Consider the following 19,017-nt stretch of genomic DNA (forward strand, 5'->3'; position numbering starts at 1 on the left):
TCAGTTTATGACAGCCGTCCCCTAGCTGTCTCGCACCTCGTCCTCCACCTCCGCACGGAACCCGGCCTCGCGCGCCATGACCCATTGCGCGAACGCCTTGCACGGCAGAGGGATCGAGAAGAAATAGCCTTGCCCGACCTCATATCCCTGGGCCATGAGGATATCGCGCTGGGCGGCGTGCTCGATCCCTTCCGCCACCACCGGCAAACAAAGTCCCTTGCCAATACCGATGACTGACTCACTCAGGGCGCGGCAGGAGGCGTCGCGCTCCAGGTCGTCGACAAAGCTCTTGTCCAGTTTCAACTCGCTGATCGGGAGACGCCGCAAATACCCCAAGCTGGAGTAACCGGTGCCAAAGTCATCAATCGCCAGGCGCACCCCCAAGGCATGCAAATCGCGGATGGTTTGCTCGGTGCCTGCGCTACTGGACAACAAGACGCCTTCGGTCACCTCCACGCACAGGTCGCCGGGCTGCAAATCGCAAATCTGCAATTGCCGGTCGATCAACTCGGCCAGGTTCCGGTTGTGGAAGTTGATCGGCGACAGGTTGATCGATAAGGAGGGGACCACCAATCCTTCTCGACGCCACAGCGCCAATTGCTCGCAAGCTTCCCGTAACACCCATTGGCTCAGCGCATTGATCAGCCCGCACTCCTCGGCCAGGGGAATGAATCGGCTGGGCGCAATATGATCCAGCGTCGGATGCACCCAGCGCGCCAGCGCTTCGGCACCGACCAGGCGTCCGCTGCGCAGATCGACCTGCGGCTGATAGACCAGATGCAGCCCGTCACCGGCCAGGGCCTTGCGCAAGGCCGTCTCCAGCATCAAGCGCTCCTGGGCAATCTTGTTCATCTCTTCGAGAAAGAAACTGAAGCTGCCGCGTTCGACGCGCTTGGCCTGGTACATGGCGATGTCGGCACAATGCAGCAGGCTTTCCATATCACTCCCGTCCTCCGGGAACAGACTGATGCCGATACTGGCCGACACCACCACCGCCGTCCCGGCAATGGTTGCCGGGACACTCAGGATCATCATCAGCCGTTCAAGGAAGGTCGTGACCTGGGTGGCGTTCATCCGTGGCAACACCAGCACGAACTCATCCCCGGACAAACGCCCGACAATGTCCGACTCCCGCAGCACGCTGCGCAGCCGTTGCGCCATGACTTGCAGCAGTTCGTCCCCCGAGGCGTGCCCCAGGGCATCGTTGACCTGCTTGAAACGGTCCAGGTCGACAAACAGGACCGCCAGCTCGGCCTGTTCTTCAGCCACTTCGAGCAGGATCCGCTCGGCCTGGGCCAGCAGGAAATTGCGATTGGGCAGACCGGTCAATGCATCATAAAAGGCCATTCGGCGAATGGACTGCCGGGCCTCTTCCCGCTCCAGCGCCAACATGCACAGGTGGATTCCCGCCGTCACCAGATGCATATGCAGAGGATCGGGGCCGCGACACTCCCGGAAGTAGAGCGCAAAAGTCGCAGCAACCCGTCCCGCACCGTTGCGTACCGGAACCGACCAGCACGCCTGGAAACCCGACAGTTTCGCCAGGGCCCGGAACTCGGCCCAGAGCGGATCGTGGTGAATATCCGTGACCAGGACCGGCTCGCCCCTGTAGGCCGCCGTACCGCAGGAGCCCTTGGCCGGGCCGATTGACAAGCCCTCGATCGCCCTGGAGTAGTCCGTCGGCAGGCCCGGGCTGGCCAAGGGGTGTAGAATGCCCGCCTGGTCCACACTGAGGATCGAGACCGCTACCTCGGGGGCGATGTGTTCAATCTCCTGACACAGCAAGGTCAGCACGCTCTCCAGCGACGCCTCTTTCAACAGCGCGCCAATGATCTTGTCCTGCAGCACCTCATGCAGCTTTGTCCGGGTGATGTCGGTCAACACGATCACGATGTTTTCGACCTTGCCCTGATGATCGAACACCGGCGTCGAGGAAACATGCAGCCATAGCCGTTGGCCATTACGCTTGCTGATCAGCGCGCTGATTTCATTGGATTGACCGCCGAGGTTTTTTTCCAGCACCTGCTGCGCAAACGCTTTGGCTCGCGTATCCGAGGCAAAGAATATAAGCGGTGACTGACCGATCACTTCTTCACGGGCATAGCCCAGCAATCGAACAAACCCGTCATTGACATAAATGAGGTGCCCCTCGGCATCGACGATACAGGTGGCCGAGCGGGTGGCATTGACCGACATCGAGAGCAACCGGTGCTCGATATCCTTCAAGCGCTCGGCTTCTTCACCACTGATCAATCCGACTCCAGAGTCCATTTTCTTTACCACTTCATGCCTGCAATCACCGTCATCAGTGTAACGGCTTCGTGTATTTGCGCTGAAAAAGTTCACCCCCAAACTGCCAGCCAGCAAGCTTGCAAAAGCAGTATGCCGGTCTAGGCTCACCATTGCCTCTCAAAGCACAACTCACCGCACATGAAACCCGCCACTTCAGACGGAGGGCATCTCTTTCCTTAAAAAAAGCCACGCGCTGTTTTTAGTTGCTGACACGGATTAAGTCATCACAATCAAGAGGGATGCTTGATGAATCGCAGCCATGGGTATCGTGCGTTCTCGCAAAAGCAAGACTCCGAGCAAGCGCTGCACGGGCGCTTCGAAGTGAGCTACGACTACCCGGTGGTGTTCACCGATCATCTGTTCGATCCGGAAAATCCCTGCCTGCACCGCCAGTTGACAGCGCAACATCAGGTTCCTGTCAGCGTGCTGATGTTCGCTGATGAGCAACTGTTGCAAAGCGCCCCGCAGTTGCTGAAACAGATCGATATCTACTTTGCCACCCATGCCGCAGACCTGCATTTGCTGGCCGCGCCGATTGCCGTCCCGGCCGGCGAAACGAGCAAGGCGCCACAGGTGTTGCAGCAACTGTACGCCGACATGCTGCACCATGGGTTGGACCGGCATAGCTATGTGCTGGCCCTGGGGGGTGGCGCGGTGCTGGATGCGGTGGGCTATGCCAGCGCCACCTTCCACCGTGGCATTCGCCTGATCCGTATCCCGAGCACGGTGCTGGCGCAGAACGACGCGGGTATCGGCGTGAAGAACGGCATCAATGCTTTCGGCCAGAAGAACCTGCTGGGGGCCTTCTACCCCGCCACCGCGGTGATCAATGACTTCCAGCTGCTGACCAGCTTGAGCCGTCGCGACCAGATTGCCGGGCTGGCCGAAGCGGTCAAGGTGGCGCTGATCAAGGATGAGGCGTTTTTCCGCTGGATAGAGCAACAGGCCGACGCCCTCGCCCACTTCGATCACCCGGCCAGCCGCTATGCCATTCGCCGCTGTGCCGAACTGCACCTGGAGCACATCACCGGTGCCGGCGACCCGTTCGAGCGCGGTAACGGGCGGCCACTGGACTACGGGCATTGGGCCGCGCACAAACTGGAAAACCTCAGTGGCCACAGGCTGCGCCATGGCGAGGCCGTGGCGGTGGGCATGGCCCTGGATGGACTCTATGCCAATGCCAAGGGCCTGTTGAGCGATGCCGACACCGATCGTGTGCTGCGCCTGCTGCTCAAGCTCGGCTTCTGCCTGTGCCCACCGGAACTGCTGTTGAAAGATGCACAGGGGCGTTCACAGGTCCTGCTCGGACTGGAGGAGTTCCGCCAGCACCTGGGCGGGCAACTTTCCATCCCCATGCTCAAGCGGATCGGCGAATCGGTGGACCTGCATGAAATAGAGGCCACGCTGATGGAGGAAGCGCTGCTGCGGCTGTCGAGCCGTTCCGGCCTGGTGCTGGGTTTACATGAGAGCTGCGCGCCATGAGCCACACAGCGCCGAACCTGAAGACCTGGATGACCCTGGGCCGGGTGTCCAACCTGCCCACGGTGTGGACCAATACCCTGGCCGCCGCCCTGCTGTCCAGCAGTGCCGGAGCCCTGGCGCCACCGTCGGCCCTGATGTGGATCCTGCTGCTGGTGGCACTGTCGGCGCTCTACCTGGCCGGCATGCTGTTGAACGACCTGTTGGATGCCGACTGGGACCAGCAGCACCACAACCCCCGCCCCATCACCCTGGGGCTGGTCAGCCGCCAGCAGGTGGGCCTGGCCACCGCGCTGATGCTGATAGTGGCCGCCGCCTCGGTGCTGGGCTTGAGCCGGTTGATCGACCAGCCGCACTGGCTGCTGGTCAGCGCCACCCTGCTGGTGAGCTGCATCCTCGGCTACAACCTGCTGCACAAGAAATACACCCACAGCGTCTGGCTGATGGGGGCTTGCCGCTCGACCCTCTACCTCACCGCCGCGGCCAGCCTGGCGGTGCCACCGGAGCCGATCTGGCTGTGTGCGATCCTGCTGGGCGTGTACATCAGCGGCCTGACCTACCTGGCCCGGCAGGAGCATCGCAACCAGTTGCTCAGCCGCCTGCCGCTGATCCTCATGCTGAGCCCGCTGGCCCTGGCGCTCTATGCCGACAACGACTGGTTCTGGCCTGTGCTGCTGCTCTGGCTGGGCTGGCTGGGCTGGCACTACTGGCGCCACCTGGCCAACCCACGGCAACGGCAGGTCCGCGCCTTTATCGGCGCCGGCCTGGCAGCCCTGCCGCTGTTCGATGCCCTGGTGCTGGCCGTGGCCAACCAACCGTTGGGCAGCCTGTTATGCGTCCTGGTGTTTTTCCTGCTTCCACACTTCCAGCGCTGGGTCAAACCGACATGAACATGGACGTCACTGCACAGCCATCCACCGCCCTCGCCATGCGGCACGAGTGCCTCCTCGAACAGCGCCAGGCCTTCACCCGACAGCTCGATGACAGCGAGCGGCAGTGGTGGCGCCAGGCGCAGGAGAGGCTCACCCAACACCCGGACGCCAACACCTCGGCGCTGTTGAGCAGCCAGTGCAAGCGCAGCCTCGACGAGCAGGCAGTGCCCGACAGTGCCGGCTGGAGCAACGTCCAGCTGGCGCGGGCGTTGCTGCTGGCCCAGGTCCTGGAGCAACAACCCGCCACCGGGCAACTGCCTTTGCTGCGCCAGCTGTTTCTGTGGGGCGACGATCAGGAAAAGATCGCCCTCTTGAAAGCCCTGGACTGGCTCGATAGCCACGGGCTCTGCGTCGAACTGGCGCTGCAGGCCGGACGCACCAGCAACAGCCAGGTGTTTGCCGCCCTCGCCCTGGACACCCTCTACCCGGCGCGCCACTACAGCGAACGAGCCTTCCACCAGTTGGTGCTGAAAGCCTTGGGCATGGGACTCGACATAGGGCGCCTGGCCGGTCTGACCCAACGCCACAGCATCACCCTCAACCAGTTGGCGCTGGACCTGCTGGAAGAACAGCTGGCTGCGCAACGTACGGTGTCCGCCGGGTTGCCCCGAGCGATCGCCTTTGACCTGCTCGACCCGGCGCAACGCCAGCGTCTGGTCGACCTGAATCAGCAGCAACGCTTGCCGCCGGAGTGGCGTGAGCACCTGCCCAGCCCCAGCAGCCCCCGACCGAGCTGATGCTCAACGGCGCCCCTCTCCCCTAGACGAGGACTCACCATGCTCAAGTACTTCGACCCGCACATTCATATGGTCAGCCGAACCACCGATGACTACCAGAACATGGCGGCCGCCGCTATCACCGGGGTCATCGAACCGGCTTTCTGGCAAGGCCAGGCCAGAACCAGCGTCGGCAGCTTCATCGATTACTTCGACACCCTGCTGGGCTGGGAACGCTTTCGCGCCAGCATGTTCGGCATCCATCACTTCTGCACCATCGGCCTCAATCCCAAGGAGGCCAATGACCTGTCGGTGGCCAATGAGGTGCTGGAGATCCTGCCTCGCTATCTGGTCAAGGACGGCGTCGTCGCGGTCGGCGAGATCGGTTACGACGACATCACCCCGGAAGAAGACCGCTTCCTCGCCGCGCAGCTGGAGCTGGCCAGGCAATTCAACCTGCCGGTGCTGGTGCACACCCCGCACCGCGACAAGATCGGTGGCACCAAGCGCACCCTGGCCGTGATTCGCGAGGTCGGTATCGCCGAGCACCTGGTGATCATCGACCACCTCAACGAACTGACCCTGCCCCTGGTGCTGGACAGCGACTGCTGGCGCGGCCACTCCATCTACCCCAACACCAAGATGTCGGAGCAGCGCATGGTCGCCCTGTTGCAGGAGTACGGCACCGAGAAGATGGTGGTCAACAGCGCCGCCGACTGGGGCATCAGCGACCCGCTCAAGGTACCGAAAACCGGCCAGGCGATGCTTGCCGCCGGTTTCAGCGAAGCACAGGTCGAGCAGGTGCTGTTTCACAATCCGGTGGACTTCTTCGCCCAGAGCGGACAATTGGACAAGATCCAGGTCAGCACGCCGCTGCCCATCGATCAACGCCGACAATGGCAGGAAAACTCGGCCCTGCGCGGTCAGGAGCCGGTGGTGAAATGAGCCAGGCCAGGGAATGGATGCCCACACAAATCGGTTATTGCAGCAACGTCCACCCCACCCCCAAGCTGGCCGGACTGTGCGCCTCGATCGAGGCGCATTTCCAGGGGGTACGTCAGTTGCGCGGACTCAACGAGCAGGACAGCGGACTCTGGATCAGCGCCCTCGCCGCCGCGGAATTGCAGCAGATGTCGGCTCGTTCGAACTTCCTGAACCTGCTGCAACGCAGCGGACTACGCCTGACCTCGCTGAATGGTTTTCCCTACGGGCAATTTCATCGGGGCGCGGTGAAAGCCGAGGTCTATCTGCCCAGTTGGGCCAATCCGAAACGGCTGGCGTACAGCCTGAATCTGGCGCGGATCCTCGCGCAGGCCTTGCCGCCAGACTGTCGCCAGGGGGTGATTTCCACCGTGCCGCTGGGCTATGCCGCCAGCTGGAACCCGAGGTTGCAGCAGCGTGCCGAGTCTCAGTTGCGCCAACTCACGGCTTCACTGGCCAGGCTGCATCTGAAGACGGGCAAGAAAATCGTGTTCTGCCTGGAGATGGAGCCGGACTGCGTGCTGGAAAACACCGACCAGGCCATCGCCTTTTTCCGTCACTGGCAAACCACTGACCCGCATCATGAACATCTGGCGCTGTGTTTTGATGTCTGCCACCAGGCCGTGATGTTCGAAGACTGCTATCAGTCGCTGGACAGGCTGCGTCAGGCACGGGTGCCCGTCGGCAAGATCCAGCTGTCCAACGCCTTGATCTGTCGCCTGCCCCCTCAAGACGACAGCCGGCGCGAACACGTCCTCAAGACACTGAGCGACTTTGCCGAAACCACCTACCTGCATCAAGTGAAAGCCCGAGATGCGCAGGATCGCTTATTGGCCTGGGCTGACCTTCCCGCCGCCCTCGACGATTGTGCAAAGAACCCGGGGCAATACCCGGAACTGAGGATTCATTTCCACATTCCGCTGTTCAGCGAACACTTGCTGTTGCCCGAACTCAGCGGCAGTCAGATCGCCCTGGCGCAGACCTTCGACTTTCTGGCGGACCATGGGGATTTTTGTCCCGTGCTGGAAGTGGAAACCTACAGTTGGGGCGTCCTGCCCGCCCAATTGCGGCCCACGACCGAGCACGCCCAACTCCAGGGAATCGCCGCCGAACTGCACTGGGTCGAAGACCAACTGCGGCAGCGGCATTTGCTGCATCCCCAGACACGGGAGGTGTACGCCGATGCCCTCTGATCACCCGCGTCAACCGCTGTTGCTGATCAACGTGGTGGGGCTGACACCGGCGCTGCTGGGGGCGGCGACGCCCCACATCAATGCCCTGTTGAAAACCGCAAAAATGGCCAGCCTGCAACCGGTGTTCCCGGCCGTCACGTCCACGGTGCAGGCCTCGATCCTCACCGGTCTGGCGCCGTCGGAGCACGGTATCGTGGGCAATGGCTGGTACTTTCGCGATCAGGCCGAAGTCCGTTTCTGGCTGCAACCCAACGCACTGATCCAGGGTGAAAAAGTCTGGCAGGCACTCAAGCGCCAGCTCCCCGGGTTTCGCTGCAGCCAGTTGTTCTGGTGGTACAACATGTATGCGGACGTGGACGCCGCCATCACCCCGCGCCCTCACTATCCGGCCGATGGTCGCAAGATGTTCGGCCTGTATTCGGCACCGGCAGCGTTGCACGAGCGTATCGAGCAGCAGATTGGCGAGTTCCCCTTTCCAAGCTTCTGGGGCCCGGCGGCCGGTATCGCGTCGAGCCGCTGGATCGTCGACTGCGCCATGGCCGAATTCCAGCTCGATCGCCCCGACCTGCAGTTGGTCTACCTGCCCCATCTCGACTACAGCCTGCAGCGCCTGGGCCCGGATCATCCGTCGATTGCCGACGAGGTGCGGGCCATCGACAGTGAAGTGGGGCGTCTGCTGGCCTTTGCCCGAGCGCAAGGCGCGGCGGTGATGCTGCTGTCCGAATACGGGATCGAAGCCGTCGAGCAATCGGTCTCCATCAACCGCCTATTGCGCGCGGAAGGTTTGTTGCAGGTGCGCCAGTCGCTGACCTGGGAATTGCTCGATCCCGGCGCCAGCGCGGCCTTTGCCGTTGTCGATCATCAGATCGCGCATGTCTACGTGAAGCAGGCGCAAGACATCCCTCGGGTCAAGGCGCTGTTGCAGCGACAGCCCGGCATCGAACAGGTGCTGGATAAAGCCGAACAACGCGCCTGGCAGCTGGATCATCCGCGCAGCGGCGAGCTGGTGACCGTGGCCGCGGCGGGTTGCTGGTTCGATTACTACTACTGGTTCGACGATCGCAAGGCACCGGACTTTGCCCGCACCGTGGACATCCATCGCAAGCCCGGCTACGACCCGCTGGAGCTGTTCATCGACCCGGCCATCCGTTTCCCCAAATTGAAAGTGGCGCGCCGCCTGCTGCAGAAAAAGCTCGGCTTTCGCTACTACATGGACCTGATTCCGCTGGACACCCGCCTGGTCCGCGGCAGCCATGGCCGCCTGCCCGCTAGCGAACGGACCGGCCCGCTACTCATCACCGATTGCGATCTGCCGTTGCCTCAGCGTCTTGCGGCCACGGAAGTGAAGCAACTGCTCCTGGAGCACTTCCTGGGGCATTCACACACCGACCCGGCCAATGCCAAGGAGCTTCCATGCGGCGAGCCATTTCCATAACAGTTCTGAGTGCCTTGGCCGGTTTGGCCCAGGCCGAGAACACCGACACCTTCAAGTGCACCGACTTCTTGCAATTCGGAGGAGACATCAACAACACCCGGGCAGAGTTCCAGAAGAGTCCCGAGGCCATGGCCTGGAACTGGTTCGCCTGTTTGAACCAGCCCAGCGCCGCGAAAAGCCCCGATCGTGTATGGGAGACAATGAAGCCCTCGGAGCAGGTCTACCTACGCAATGGCGCCGCGCCCGCCTCGTATGAGCACCACCCGATGCCGCCGTATTTTGTGCGCGAGCAAGCCAAGAAGCTGGGACTGGACCCGTTACGAACGTTCCATGACCTGCGCGCCACCCAACAGGTCGATGGCATGATCCTGGAAATGGGCGGTGCCGCGCCGGCGTCTCAAAAAGGCAACCCGGTACGCTTCCAACTGCTGATGGGCAAGGACACGTTCGATTACATCGTGAAAAGCAAGGTCTACAACATGAATGGCCAGGACGCCCTGACTAGCGACCTGGTGTTTCCGGACACCGCCTGGGAATTGAAAGCCGCCTGGCTGTGGATCGGCACAGACAAGGACTACATGCAGAAACTGGTAAACGACGGCTACTACATTGCCCAGGCTTATTACCCACAAGACCGCACATACCAAGTCGGCTATGCCGCATTGAGCGGCTTGCATGTCGTCAACAAGCTGAACCCCAACTGGGTCTGGACCACCTTCGAAAATATCAACAACTCCAAGTACACCGTGACCCATGCCGGAAAGGCCATGAAGAACAGCACGGGACCGACACCGGACGCCCAGGCAGCCAATGCCCGCTTCCAGGCCGCTTATCCCGCCCTGTCGAAGTACGAACTGATCGGGGTTGAATTCAAACCTGTCACCCAGGTACTGGCGAACTCCCAACTGGAGTCGGCCTTCCAGAACACGTCGTCCTGCCTGGCCTGCCATAACACCGCTGCCTACTCGAACACAAAGGGTTATTTCAATTTCGCCCAGGGAGACGGTGGCGGCATTCTCTACCCCACGACCCCGCTGCCGAAAAAGCTTTTCGAGGGTTACAAAAAACTGGACTTTGTCTGGTCGTTGAAACACGCCCAGTGGCAACGCTAAGGAGCATGACATGAGTGTATTGAACTTCCCTCGCATCTACCTCAACGGCCATATGTTCTGGAACCCGCCAACGGCCAACAACAACGATATGTTTCCACTTTATGACGCGGTCAACGCGGACATCAACTGGTCGTTCATGGAGCATTTCGACATCAATCGCAAGAACGCCCCCACCCAGCTGATGCCCTGGATCATCTCACCCCTGAAGGCGCAAGACCTGCCGACCTATGTGTTGCAGGTACCGGGCAATGGCGACCCGAACAACTATCCGTATATGCCCGCCGAATGGGACCTGTTCGGCGACAATGCCTGCGGCACGGTGAATTATGGGAACGATATCCGCTCCAGGATCATTGGCGGCGAGCTGCAGGCCCATTCCTACATCGACCAGGATCCGCTGATCGACATGCCCTACCAGTTGCTCGGAAATCCCCTTGGCAGCTCCGACCCCACTGCCGCGCGCTTCGTGGACATCAGCCCGTGGCAGAACACCTTCACGGCGTTGTATTTCGACAAGCTGGTGCTGGGGGATTCGACATGTGGCCTGACCCTCAATCGCAAGTACCGGATGATGGACCGCTTCCTGAACTTCAAGTGGGCGGCCTTGGGTGGCCTGGTGCATGTCACCACCACCTGGCAGACCTGCTTCCCAAAGGAAAATCTGGAATGGGTCATCGGCCGCTCGCCCCTGCTGCTCAACCTTCAGAAGGAGATGCAGAAGCAAGAGGCGCAGGGCCTGATGTTCAGGTTCTCCACTTACCTGACCTGCTACGACAGGAACGGTGTTTTCAACGACATCACGCAGAAAATCGACACCCGCTCCCATGACATTCCGACCATGGAGTATGTGCAAAAACTGTACAAGCAGGGCCTGGACAACGTTGCCGAGATTTTCTCCAACCCCGCCTATAGCCGCACCGCCGCGACCCTGGGCCTGTGGTTGCCCGACGAATACCCCACCGCCCCCGCCGGACTGCGCCTGATACCCGACAAGCCCGTATCCATCCTTCTTAAAACAAGCCACCACGAAGAGGTGAAAAGCACCCAGCTGGGGGTGATCTCGGCGCAGGTTACCGGCGACACCTTGTCGCTGGACCTGAGCAACACCTTTCCGTGCTATCCGGTGGATCCCGAGGCCGCCATCCTCACCCCGGAAAAATTCAGCGCTGGCAGCTACCAATTGGGCGTCGAAAAGAATGGGCAATTCAACACGGTGGCCAAATTCGGCTTCGAGAAATACCAGCAATCGGCCTTCGACAAACGCTCGGGCATCGTCGACTTCACTCTCGACGACGTGGCCAGGAGGATGTTGGAGTCCGGTGCTCCCCTGACTCTGCGACAGTGGGCCCCGCGCGCAATAACCCCGGTGATCGCCGCCAACCAGCAGACGTGGACCGCCGAGGTGATAGAAAGCGGTAGTTTCATCGACGTGGGTGACAGCAAGACGCTGACCATCATGGTGCAAAATAATGGCAAGCCGGCCGCCGACACCACACTGTGGGTGGCGGAGTATGGCAACCCCTACATGGTGACCAGCAGCGACTACTACCTGGCATTCAGTAACGCGGCCGACTTCACGCTGTTCTACGACAACCCGACGGACCGTACCCTGAACAAGCCCAATCTGCCGCAATTCACTGACGCGCCCCCCGTATCGAGCTACCGGAGCACGGGCAGCGGCCGTCGGCTGACCGCTCTGCAGAACGGTAATCCGGATGGAACCCCGATCAGTTATCAACAGTTCCTGCATGGCCCGGGTAAACCGATCGCGGTCGACCTGCGCCCTTGCCTGGAATTCTACGGGGGCACCACTGTCACCAGGACACTGAACAACACCCAGGCCAGCACGGTGAAGTATTCCTATGTCGCCATCACCACCGACCCCCAGGGCATTGCCCAGCTGAACTTCAAGGCCGTGGCCCCGGGCTTCCCCACATTGCGTTTTTTCGTGCAGCAAAAGAACACGCCCTCAGTCATCCCCTTCAGCTTCCCGATCCTCGAAGCCTATACCGACTTCCTCGCCCCGATACGTGTTCTGCCGGTGGACCTGCAGCTGCAACAGGAGTTCATCGACAAATGGAACTCCATCTACATGGATAAGCTAGCTCCAGAGAAGTTGTGGAACGACTTCATCTACCCACGCATCCTGCAAACCTACTATTACCTGTACCCCATCATGAACAAGTTCATGCCGCTCAACTCCCGGAAGCGGGTCGAAGGCGCCATCGACCAGCTGATTCGGCTGATCAGCAAGCCGTACCAGGACGAAAGCACGCTAGCGATGCCCATCACCCGCGACATGTCGCAAAGTCGTCGCGCCGTGCTCGAACTCTGGGCGAAGGCCCTGGTGAAGCGCAATTACCCACCCAAGCAGCTCAGCATGAGTGACTACGACAGCTGAACAACAACACACCTCCAGCAGGACGCCGGGTGGCAGCTCGTCACCCGGCGCTGCACAGGAGAGTCGACTTTTCCAATCAGTGGCTGCCAAGCCTGCTGCCCAGGCCACGAAGCCGTGATTGCTCAGCGCCTGTTTGAACATGGAGAGTGCCTATGTCCGTTGCCATTCCTGATCGACCCATCGAATCCCTGCGTCCCAGCAGCCTTATCGCCGAGGGGCTGCTGAACCCTCGCGGCCTGTGTGTGGAGGCCGATGGCAGCCTGCTGCTGGTTGAAGCCGGCTCCGGCCTGTCGGAGCAGACCTTCAGCGGGCGGATCAGTCGGCTGCGCCCCGATCCGCAACAACCCGGCGCCTATCTCCCCCCCGAAATCCTCGCGCAGGGATTTCGCTCGATGAACCTGCAGGCGCGCATGCTGCGCGATGAAATCATGGGCCTTTCGGACATTGCCTGCGGTGACGGGCGCTACCTGGTCAGCCAGACGGATTATGTCGAGGGCTCGAAGATACTGGATCTGCAATACACGCCCCCCGAGCCGGTCTTCAGCAGCCGCGGCAATTTGAATTCGCTGTGTTACCACCCGACGCGCCGCAGTTGGCTGGCGGTCAAGCCCGATACCAACCAGCTCGTGGAGTTCACCGACGCACAGGGTGAGCGCGTACTGTCCGAACTGCCCGACCTGGATCAGGGCCAGGACGCCGTGCCCGTGACCCTGGTGTACGAACCGGCGACCGAGGCCGTGCTGATCAGCCTGTTCTCCGGGGAACTGCACCGCTCCCCGGCACGCAAGGGCATCGACTTTGCCGACAAGGCGGGCCAGGTCATACGGGTCTGGCCTGGCACCGGGCAGATCGACAGTGTGCTTTGCGGTCTGCAACTCCCCACTGGCCTGGCACTGTCTCCGGAGGGCAACCTGTTGGTGCTGGAACTCTGCGACCGGCTGTTGCAGCCACTGCCGCAGGACTGGGCGGGAGAGCCGCTGCATGGCGGCTTCGCGCGTTTCAGTGGCCGCCTGCTGAGCTGCAATCTGCTAACCGCACAACTCACTGTCCTTGCCCGCGGCCTGGATACACCGTCCAACCTGTGTCTGATACCCGGCGCGGTGCTGGTGAGCGAAGGCATGGGGTTACCCGGTCGCCCGCTGCCCACGCCGGAGCATGGCATCGCCGCCCTGACCGGCCGACTGCGTCGGATACAGCTGTAGGTGTCTCGTTCGAAATTGGGACTATTCGAAAACGACCTAGCCCACGTTGATGATTGACTCGACGATCCAATTTCCGTTGCTAGTGTTACTCGTAGTGATACTTCCCGAAGGTTCGCGCTTTACTTCTGGAGGAGACCGAGGAGTAATTCCATGGAAGAATCCAATGGCAAAAGGACCCGAACTCAGCTGTTCAAAGAGTCGCACTTCAAACCACGGGGACGGGCCCTGATCCTTGCCGGGACGCTGTTGCTGATCAATATGACAGGTCTGTGGTTCATGCGGGTGGTGGCCGACCTTGATGAGAACGTTTTATTGCTGGCGGCCTTACTCGCAGCCTTCACCACGGTGATCGTCGGTACTCCGCTCATCCTGTTCTTGAGCCTGGGCTGGTTTTCCCGCTACAACGAATTCCAGAACAGCTTGAAAGGTGGCGCCCTGGCGGCCTATCTGCAACGCTTCTGGTCGCCTAGTCTCATCCATTCCCTCCAGGACGAAGGAAAACTGAGTCAGGATGCTCCAGGCGATCGTTGGCGAGCCTGCGCCGATGAAAACCCGATACTCTGCGAACGTTTGTTCGCGCGGATATACCACGAACAATATGGATTGGTGCCCTTTGCCGTGCCGTTCATCATTCTGCTGGCGGTGGTTTATGCAGCGGCCGCTTTAGTTGCCTGTAACTATGTCACTCAGAACTGCTTGTCCATGTTTCAAATCGCTTGCCTCTATGATCTTGACCATTCACTGGTCGTGAGTTCACTGGCGGGCGCTTTCATGTTTGTCGTCAGCGACTCGGTGTTGAGTATCCGGCGCAAATCATTGAACACTTCCGACGTGTATTGGTATTCCCTACGGTTGTTTCTGGCCATCCCCCTCGCCCTGGTGATCGCCAATGCTGGCCGGGGAGATGGCGCCCATATCGTCACGGCCTTCGCCTTGGGTACCCTTCCGGTGGATTCGCTCATGAAGATCGTGCGCAGGATGGGCTTTCCACAAATCACCCGCCAGGAAAAGCAGGACGGCAGTTCAGATAAGTTACTGGTCCTTGAAGGCGTCACACTGCCGGTGGTGGCGACGCTGGAAGCAGAGGGCATCAGTTCCATCGAGCAGGTCGCCACGGCGGATCCGGTATTGCTTTCAATCCGTACCGGATTCCCCTTCAGGTTCACCTTGCGCCTGGGCTCCCAGGCCATCGTGCGCCGCCATCTGGGGGAAAACGCAGCCAGGCTGCTTCCCGTGGGACTTGCGGATGTCGTCCCTGTCTATCTGCTGGTGCAGGCGCTCACCGCCGGGCCAAGCATGGATTCCCCCGGGTTTCCGTTGATCGAGACACCCGATCTGATCGTCGAGAACGCTGCCGCCCGCCTCTTCCCCAGCGAAGATGACGCCCAGCGCCAGGCCGTTACCAAAATGAAATTTCGCCAAATTGCGGCCGAAGAGTACACAGCGATGCTGGCACGGATAACGCCGCCCGATATCGGGCTGTAAAGGGGTGGCGTCAGATCGCGACTTCGCAAGACAGGTGGTTGGTCACTGGAGGTGAACACCATGAATCAGATTGAACATGTCGTCGTTGTCATGCTGGAAAACCGCTCACTGGATACGATGCTGGGCTGGCTCTATCCGAGTGACAACCCGCCGTCGCATGTCTTGCCGACGACCAGTGCCCCTCAGTTTGACGGCCTGCGCCCCGGCATGTTCAACCCTCGCTCGGACGCCACACCCGCGCGTCATATTCCGGTGACGCCGAATGCCAGCGGCTTTCAGCTTCCAGATCCCGATCCGCAGGAAACCTTTGCCAACGTCACCTACCAGCTGTTCAGAGACGGCCCCGTAAGCCCCGACAATACGCCTCCCATGGGTTTCGTGGACAATTACGCCACCACGGAAACACCCAACCCCGATCAGATCATGCAGTGTTACAGCCCGGCGCAGTTGCCGGTGTTGGCCCAATTGGCCCGCGCCTATGCGGTGTCCGATGCGTGGTTCGCCTCCGTGCCCAGCCAGACGTGGCCTAACCGTGCTTTTGTTCACGCAGGCACTTCCAATGGCCATGTCGACAACGGCACGCCTCCCGACCCGTTCGCCTGGAATGTGCCGACCATATTCAACGTCCTGGAATCGATTGGATGCAGCTGGAGCGTTTACAGCGACACCATCCTGACCCCCTCCCTGACCCGGACGATGTTCCCTAAATTATGGGACCCCGTGCTCAATCCCCACTTCAGGGGCTTTTCCGCTTTTCTGGATGCGTGTCAAACCCACTCGTTGCCCCGCTATTCGTTTATCGAGCCCAGCTTTCTATCCGACCCTAACGACCAGCATCCCCCTCATGATGTTCAAGCGGGCGAAGCCTTCCTGTATTCAATCTGGAAGGCTGTCAGTACCTCGCCGGGCTGGAACCAGACCCTGCTGGTCATCACCTACGACGAGCACGGCGGTTGTTTCGATCATGTCACCCCGCCATTCAATGCCGTTCCACCTGACCAGGCGCGTTCTACGGAGGGTCACGGCTTCGACTTCAGGCGTTTTGGCGTACGGGTGCCAACAGTGGTGATCTCACCCTACATCCAGGCTGGCACCGTCTTCAGATCGGACACCCCGACTGCACCCTACGATCACACCAGTATTCTGGCCACCTTGCGGGACTGGGTCGGCATCCCGCCGAAGAACATGCTCACCAGCAAGCGGATTGCGGCGGCACCGACGCTCAACCAGTTGCTCACCCTGAGTACAGCTCGTGCCGATTTACCCTCCATATCGGCGCCGAGCGTAACCACCTTCGCGCAGCCGTCGCTGACTGCGGCACTCAATGATCTTCAAAAAAGCCTGGTCACAGGTTCCGCCAGGCGCTTCGGACTCGACCCGGCAGCGACACTGCAGACGATGGGTACTCGGCAACATGCCATTGATTTCTTCACAAGACGGATCACTCACGCACATTCTTGAAGCGAGGAACTACTCCAAACTCATAGGCGGTTACGTCTGCAAGATGCGGCTCCTCGACGAGGAGCCTGGTGCTTCGCCTGTGTTCGCGTAGACGGCTTCATTGCCCTTGGGAACGAGCAATACGATCGCACCGACGATGACCTCAAAAATCCCGCTACCGACAATGACCATGCCGGTTTCGAACCGGGCATAGAGTGTCGCGCCACAGGCCCCGGCGATGAGAATAGAGGCGCCCAGCGCGGCAAAGCGCAGCCTGGCCAACCCGGTGATCTCGCTTTGCCTGAAGGTGGTTTGAATGAGCAGGATGAACGAGATGTCGATCAGCGGCCCGCCGAGCGCGGCCAGACCGGCGCCAAACATCATACCGGCCAGGACGTGCTCTGCCGGCAGGTACATCACCGCCGCACCGATGGTCGCGATGCCCAGGCCGTTGACCACGGAACCGAAGGTAAAACCACCGTACAGGCGACGAATAGTCAGGTTGCCGACGACAAAAATAGAGATCAGGTTGCCGCAACCATAGGCACCCATGATCAGACCATAGGCAGCAAACCCCCGAACACCGAAGCCCTGGATGTCGTACTTGACCACCGCCAGTGCCATGCCGATGGAAATGCCCAGGCTCCAGGCGACGTTGCCCAACCCGGCACACACATAGACTGCCTGCATCCGTCGGCGGCCGACCAGGCTACGCCAACCGGCGGTGAAGGCGGCGCGCCGGCTCGTCAGCTTGATCGGTTGACGAGGCAATGCCTTGCTCAGCTTCATCACCGCCCAGGCCGAGACCAGGAATGTCAGGCTATTGAGGGTAAACAGCTGCTCAAGCGGAATAAGCAGAGTAATGGCCGCCGCCAGCATCGGCCCAATCACCCGAGCCACCCGGATGATCGCGTCGAACAGCGCATTGACTGCCTGCAACTGCTCCGGCGCCGCGACAATCCGTGGCAGGCTGGCACGCAAGGCCGGTTCGAACAGGGAGTTGACGATCATCATGAGCATGACCGGCACCGCCAGCATCCACAGGCTCATGATACCCAGCGCCCAGGCCAGCATCGGAATCAAGGCGAATCCGGCCCGCACCAGGTCGGCACCGATCATCGTGCGCCGATGGTCCCAGCGCTCGGCCCAGATGCCCCCCAGCAGCGCCCCTGCCAGCGCCGCCCCACCGCGCAACGCACTGAGCCAGCTCGCATCGCTACCAGCGATCTGCACTGCCATCCAGGCGATGGCGATCGCGAAGAGCTCGTCACCGATGGCCGATAGTGCCAATCCTCCCCACAGCAACGCTACGGGCCGCTGAAGCAATGGCCTGAACAACTTCATATCATCAACTCCGCACAGTCATTCAACAGGCCAGGTAGAACTCCATATCTACTCACGACTTCACTCGATCAAGCCAGCAGTGAACCGGCTCAACGGGCCAACTTCACGCTGGGCGCTGTGACCTTGTGCTGCCCGGTCTGGATCAACACCACCCCGCCAAGAATCAGGGCCAGAGCCAGCAGCTCGATGCCCGTGACTGGCTCCCCCACCACCGCACCGATGATGACAGCCACGACAGGGGCGATATAGGTCGCGCCGGATGCCCGCACCGGACCGAGCTTCTGGATGATGTAGTAGTAGATCAGGAACGCCCCACCCGTGCCGAGCATGCCCAGCCCAATGATCGCGCCGAGCATGGCATGAAGATCCGCCGAAATCGCCGTGATGCCGTGGAAATCAGTCAGGATCAGCAGGGTCAGCACTGCAAGCCCTGCCTGCCACGTTGCCAGGGCCAGCGGCGCAAGGTTCAGCGGCGAAAGGTAGCGTCGAGCATAGACGAAGGAAGCGCCAAGGCTCAGCGTCCCGACCATCATCCAGATCACCCCGAGCAGCGGTACACCGTTCGCCCCCTCCCACGGGCGCGCACTCAGGACGATTCCTGCAAAGCCCAGGGCGATACCCGCCGCCATGCGGCGGGTCGGGCGTTCTTCACGCAGGAACAGCAGCGCACAGAGGAAAGTGAAGATCGGGATCGAACCACTCAACAGGCCGGCGACACTGGTGGGAAGCAAGGCTGTCCCAGCCACGAACCCGTAGTAATAGAGGGTGGTCGCCAGCACCGACATCACCGCGAAATGCGGTAGGTGACGCCATTGCCCGCGGGTAATGACCTTGGCTCGCCAAGCCATGAGGACAAGCGGCAGAAAGCCGAAGAAAACACGCATGAACACCGTCTGCGCCGGGGAAATCAGGGCGGTGGCCCATTTCATGTAGATGAAATTCGTCCCCCAGATGAGGCCGAGCGTGGCAAGTGCGACATAAGCACGACGCATGGTATCTATCTCT

13 protein-coding genes and 1 pseudogene are annotated in these 19,017 nt (G+C 60.9%); 11 read left to right on the forward strand and 3 right to left on the reverse strand.

Annotated features, from left to right (window positions below; translation table 11 throughout):
- Nucleotides 1–21: 21 nt before the first annotated feature.
- Entirely contained in the window at nt 22–2,271 is a 2,250-nt protein-coding gene (locus NUH87_RS04195; RefSeq protein ID WP_338524885.1) for a bifunctional diguanylate cyclase/phosphodiesterase, read from the reverse strand.
- Between the two features lie 309 nt (nt 2,272–2,580).
- Here NUH87_RS04195 and NUH87_RS04200 point away from each other — a divergent pair.
- The 11 genes and pseudogenes from NUH87_RS04200 to NUH87_RS04250 all read left to right on the forward strand — a co-directional run.
- A pseudogene (locus tag NUH87_RS04200) lies at nt 2,581–3,774 on the forward strand (3-dehydroquinate synthase); the annotation flags it as partial.
- On the forward strand, nt 3,771–4,661 hold the full coding sequence (locus NUH87_RS04205) for a UbiA family prenyltransferase (RefSeq protein WP_338524886.1): 891 nt from the start codon (nt 3,771–3,773) through the stop codon (nt 4,659–4,661). The pseudogene NUH87_RS04200 and the gene NUH87_RS04205, both read left to right, overlap by 4 nt.
- Entirely contained in the window at nt 4,658–5,440 is a 783-nt protein-coding gene (locus NUH87_RS04210; RefSeq protein WP_338524887.1) for an EboA domain-containing protein, read from the forward strand. The genes NUH87_RS04205 and NUH87_RS04210 overlap by 4 nt, the downstream gene beginning before the upstream one ends.
- 39 nt (nt 5,441–5,479) lie before the next feature.
- Entirely contained in the window at nt 5,480–6,364 is an 885-nt protein-coding gene (locus tag NUH87_RS04215) for a TatD family hydrolase (RefSeq protein ID WP_338524889.1), read from the forward strand.
- Nucleotides 6,361–7,593, forward strand: a complete 1,233-nt coding sequence (gene eboE, locus NUH87_RS04220; RefSeq protein WP_338524891.1) for a metabolite traffic protein EboE — start codon at nt 6,361–6,363, stop codon at nt 7,591–7,593. The genes NUH87_RS04215 and eboE overlap by 4 nt, the downstream gene beginning before the upstream one ends.
- Nucleotides 7,583–9,028 (forward strand): nucleotide pyrophosphatase/phosphodiesterase family protein, encoded by a 1,446-nt coding sequence (locus tag NUH87_RS04225; RefSeq protein ID WP_338524893.1) that lies wholly within the window; start codon nt 7,583–7,585, stop codon nt 9,026–9,028. Before eboE ends, NUH87_RS04225 begins: the two co-directional genes overlap by 11 nt.
- Nucleotides 9,007–10,140 (forward strand): hypothetical protein, encoded by a 1,134-nt coding sequence (locus NUH87_RS04230; protein WP_338524894.1) that lies wholly within the window; start codon nt 9,007–9,009, stop codon nt 10,138–10,140. Before NUH87_RS04225 ends, NUH87_RS04230 begins: the two co-directional genes overlap by 22 nt.
- Before the next feature lie 10 nt (nt 10,141–10,150).
- Entirely contained in the window at nt 10,151–12,541 is a 2,391-nt protein-coding gene (locus tag NUH87_RS04235) for a hypothetical protein (RefSeq protein WP_338524895.1), read from the forward strand.
- Between the two features lie 152 nt (nt 12,542–12,693).
- Nucleotides 12,694–13,743, forward strand: coding sequence for a hypothetical protein (locus NUH87_RS04240; RefSeq protein ID WP_422393903.1), 1,050 nt, complete (start codon nt 12,694–12,696; stop codon nt 13,741–13,743).
- A 150-nt stretch (nt 13,744–13,893) separates the two neighbouring features.
- The gene (locus NUH87_RS04245; protein ID WP_338524897.1) at nt 13,894–15,228 is read left to right on the forward strand and encodes a hypothetical protein; all 1,335 of its coding nucleotides are present in this window, start codon (nt 13,894–13,896) and stop codon (nt 15,226–15,228) included.
- Nucleotides 15,229–15,288: 60 nt separating this feature from the next.
- On the forward strand, nt 15,289–16,689 hold the full coding sequence (locus NUH87_RS04250) for an alkaline phosphatase family protein (protein ID WP_338524898.1): 1,401 nt from the start codon (nt 15,289–15,291) through the stop codon (nt 16,687–16,689).
- Nucleotides 16,690–16,719: 30 nt separating this feature from the next.
- On the opposite strand, the gene NUH87_RS04255 is transcribed toward NUH87_RS04250, so the two are convergent.
- Together NUH87_RS04255 and NUH87_RS04260 are read right to left on the reverse strand one after the other, a co-directional pair.
- Nucleotides 16,720–18,012: an MFS transporter gene (locus tag NUH87_RS04255; protein WP_338524899.1), complete on the reverse strand. Its 1,293-nt coding sequence runs from the start codon at nt 18,010–18,012 to the stop codon at nt 16,720–16,722.
- An 89-nt stretch (nt 18,013–18,101) separates the two neighbouring features.
- The gene (locus NUH87_RS04260; protein ID WP_338524900.1) at nt 18,102–19,004 is read right to left on the reverse strand and encodes a DMT family transporter; all 903 of its coding nucleotides are present in this window, start codon (nt 19,002–19,004) and stop codon (nt 18,102–18,104) included.
- Nucleotides 19,005–19,017: the final 13 nt, after the last annotated feature.

The sequence above is a fragment of the Pseudomonas batumici genome, assembly GCF_036585405.1.
Classification (GTDB): Bacteria; Pseudomonadota; Gammaproteobacteria; order Pseudomonadales; family Pseudomonadaceae; genus Aquipseudomonas; species Aquipseudomonas batumici.

Bases quoted from the DNA above. Each gene is read 5' to 3' on its own strand.
- NUH87_RS04195 (WP_338524885.1), bottom strand. From the start codon at position 2,271: ATGGACTCTGGAGTCGGATTGATCAGTGGTGAAGAAGCCGAGCGCTTG.
- NUH87_RS04205 (WP_338524886.1), top strand. From the start codon at position 3,771: ATGAGCCACACAGCGCCGAACCTGAAGACCTGGATGACCCTGGGCCGG.
- NUH87_RS04210 (WP_338524887.1), top strand. From the start codon at position 4,658: ATGAACATGGACGTCACTGCACAGCCATCCACCGCCCTCGCCATGCGG.
- NUH87_RS04215 (WP_338524889.1), top strand. From the start codon at position 5,480: ATGCTCAAGTACTTCGACCCGCACATTCATATGGTCAGCCGAACCACC.
- eboE (WP_338524891.1), top strand. From the start codon at position 6,361: ATGAGCCAGGCCAGGGAATGGATGCCCACACAAATCGGTTATTGCAGC.
- NUH87_RS04225 (WP_338524893.1), top strand. From the start codon at position 7,583: ATGCCCTCTGATCACCCGCGTCAACCGCTGTTGCTGATCAACGTGGTG.
- NUH87_RS04230 (WP_338524894.1), top strand. From the start codon at position 9,007: ATGCGGCGAGCCATTTCCATAACAGTTCTGAGTGCCTTGGCCGGTTTG.
- NUH87_RS04235 (WP_338524895.1), top strand. From the start codon at position 10,151: ATGAGTGTATTGAACTTCCCTCGCATCTACCTCAACGGCCATATGTTC.
- NUH87_RS04240 (WP_422393903.1), top strand. From the start codon at position 12,694: ATGTCCGTTGCCATTCCTGATCGACCCATCGAATCCCTGCGTCCCAGC.
- NUH87_RS04245 (WP_338524897.1), top strand. From the start codon at position 13,894: ATGGAAGAATCCAATGGCAAAAGGACCCGAACTCAGCTGTTCAAAGAG.
- NUH87_RS04250 (WP_338524898.1), top strand. From the start codon at position 15,289: ATGAATCAGATTGAACATGTCGTCGTTGTCATGCTGGAAAACCGCTCA.
- NUH87_RS04255 (WP_338524899.1), bottom strand. From the start codon at position 18,012: ATGAAGTTGTTCAGGCCATTGCTTCAGCGGCCCGTAGCGTTGCTGTGG.
- NUH87_RS04260 (WP_338524900.1), bottom strand. From the start codon at position 19,004: ATGCGTCGTGCTTATGTCGCACTTGCCACGCTCGGCCTCATCTGGGGG.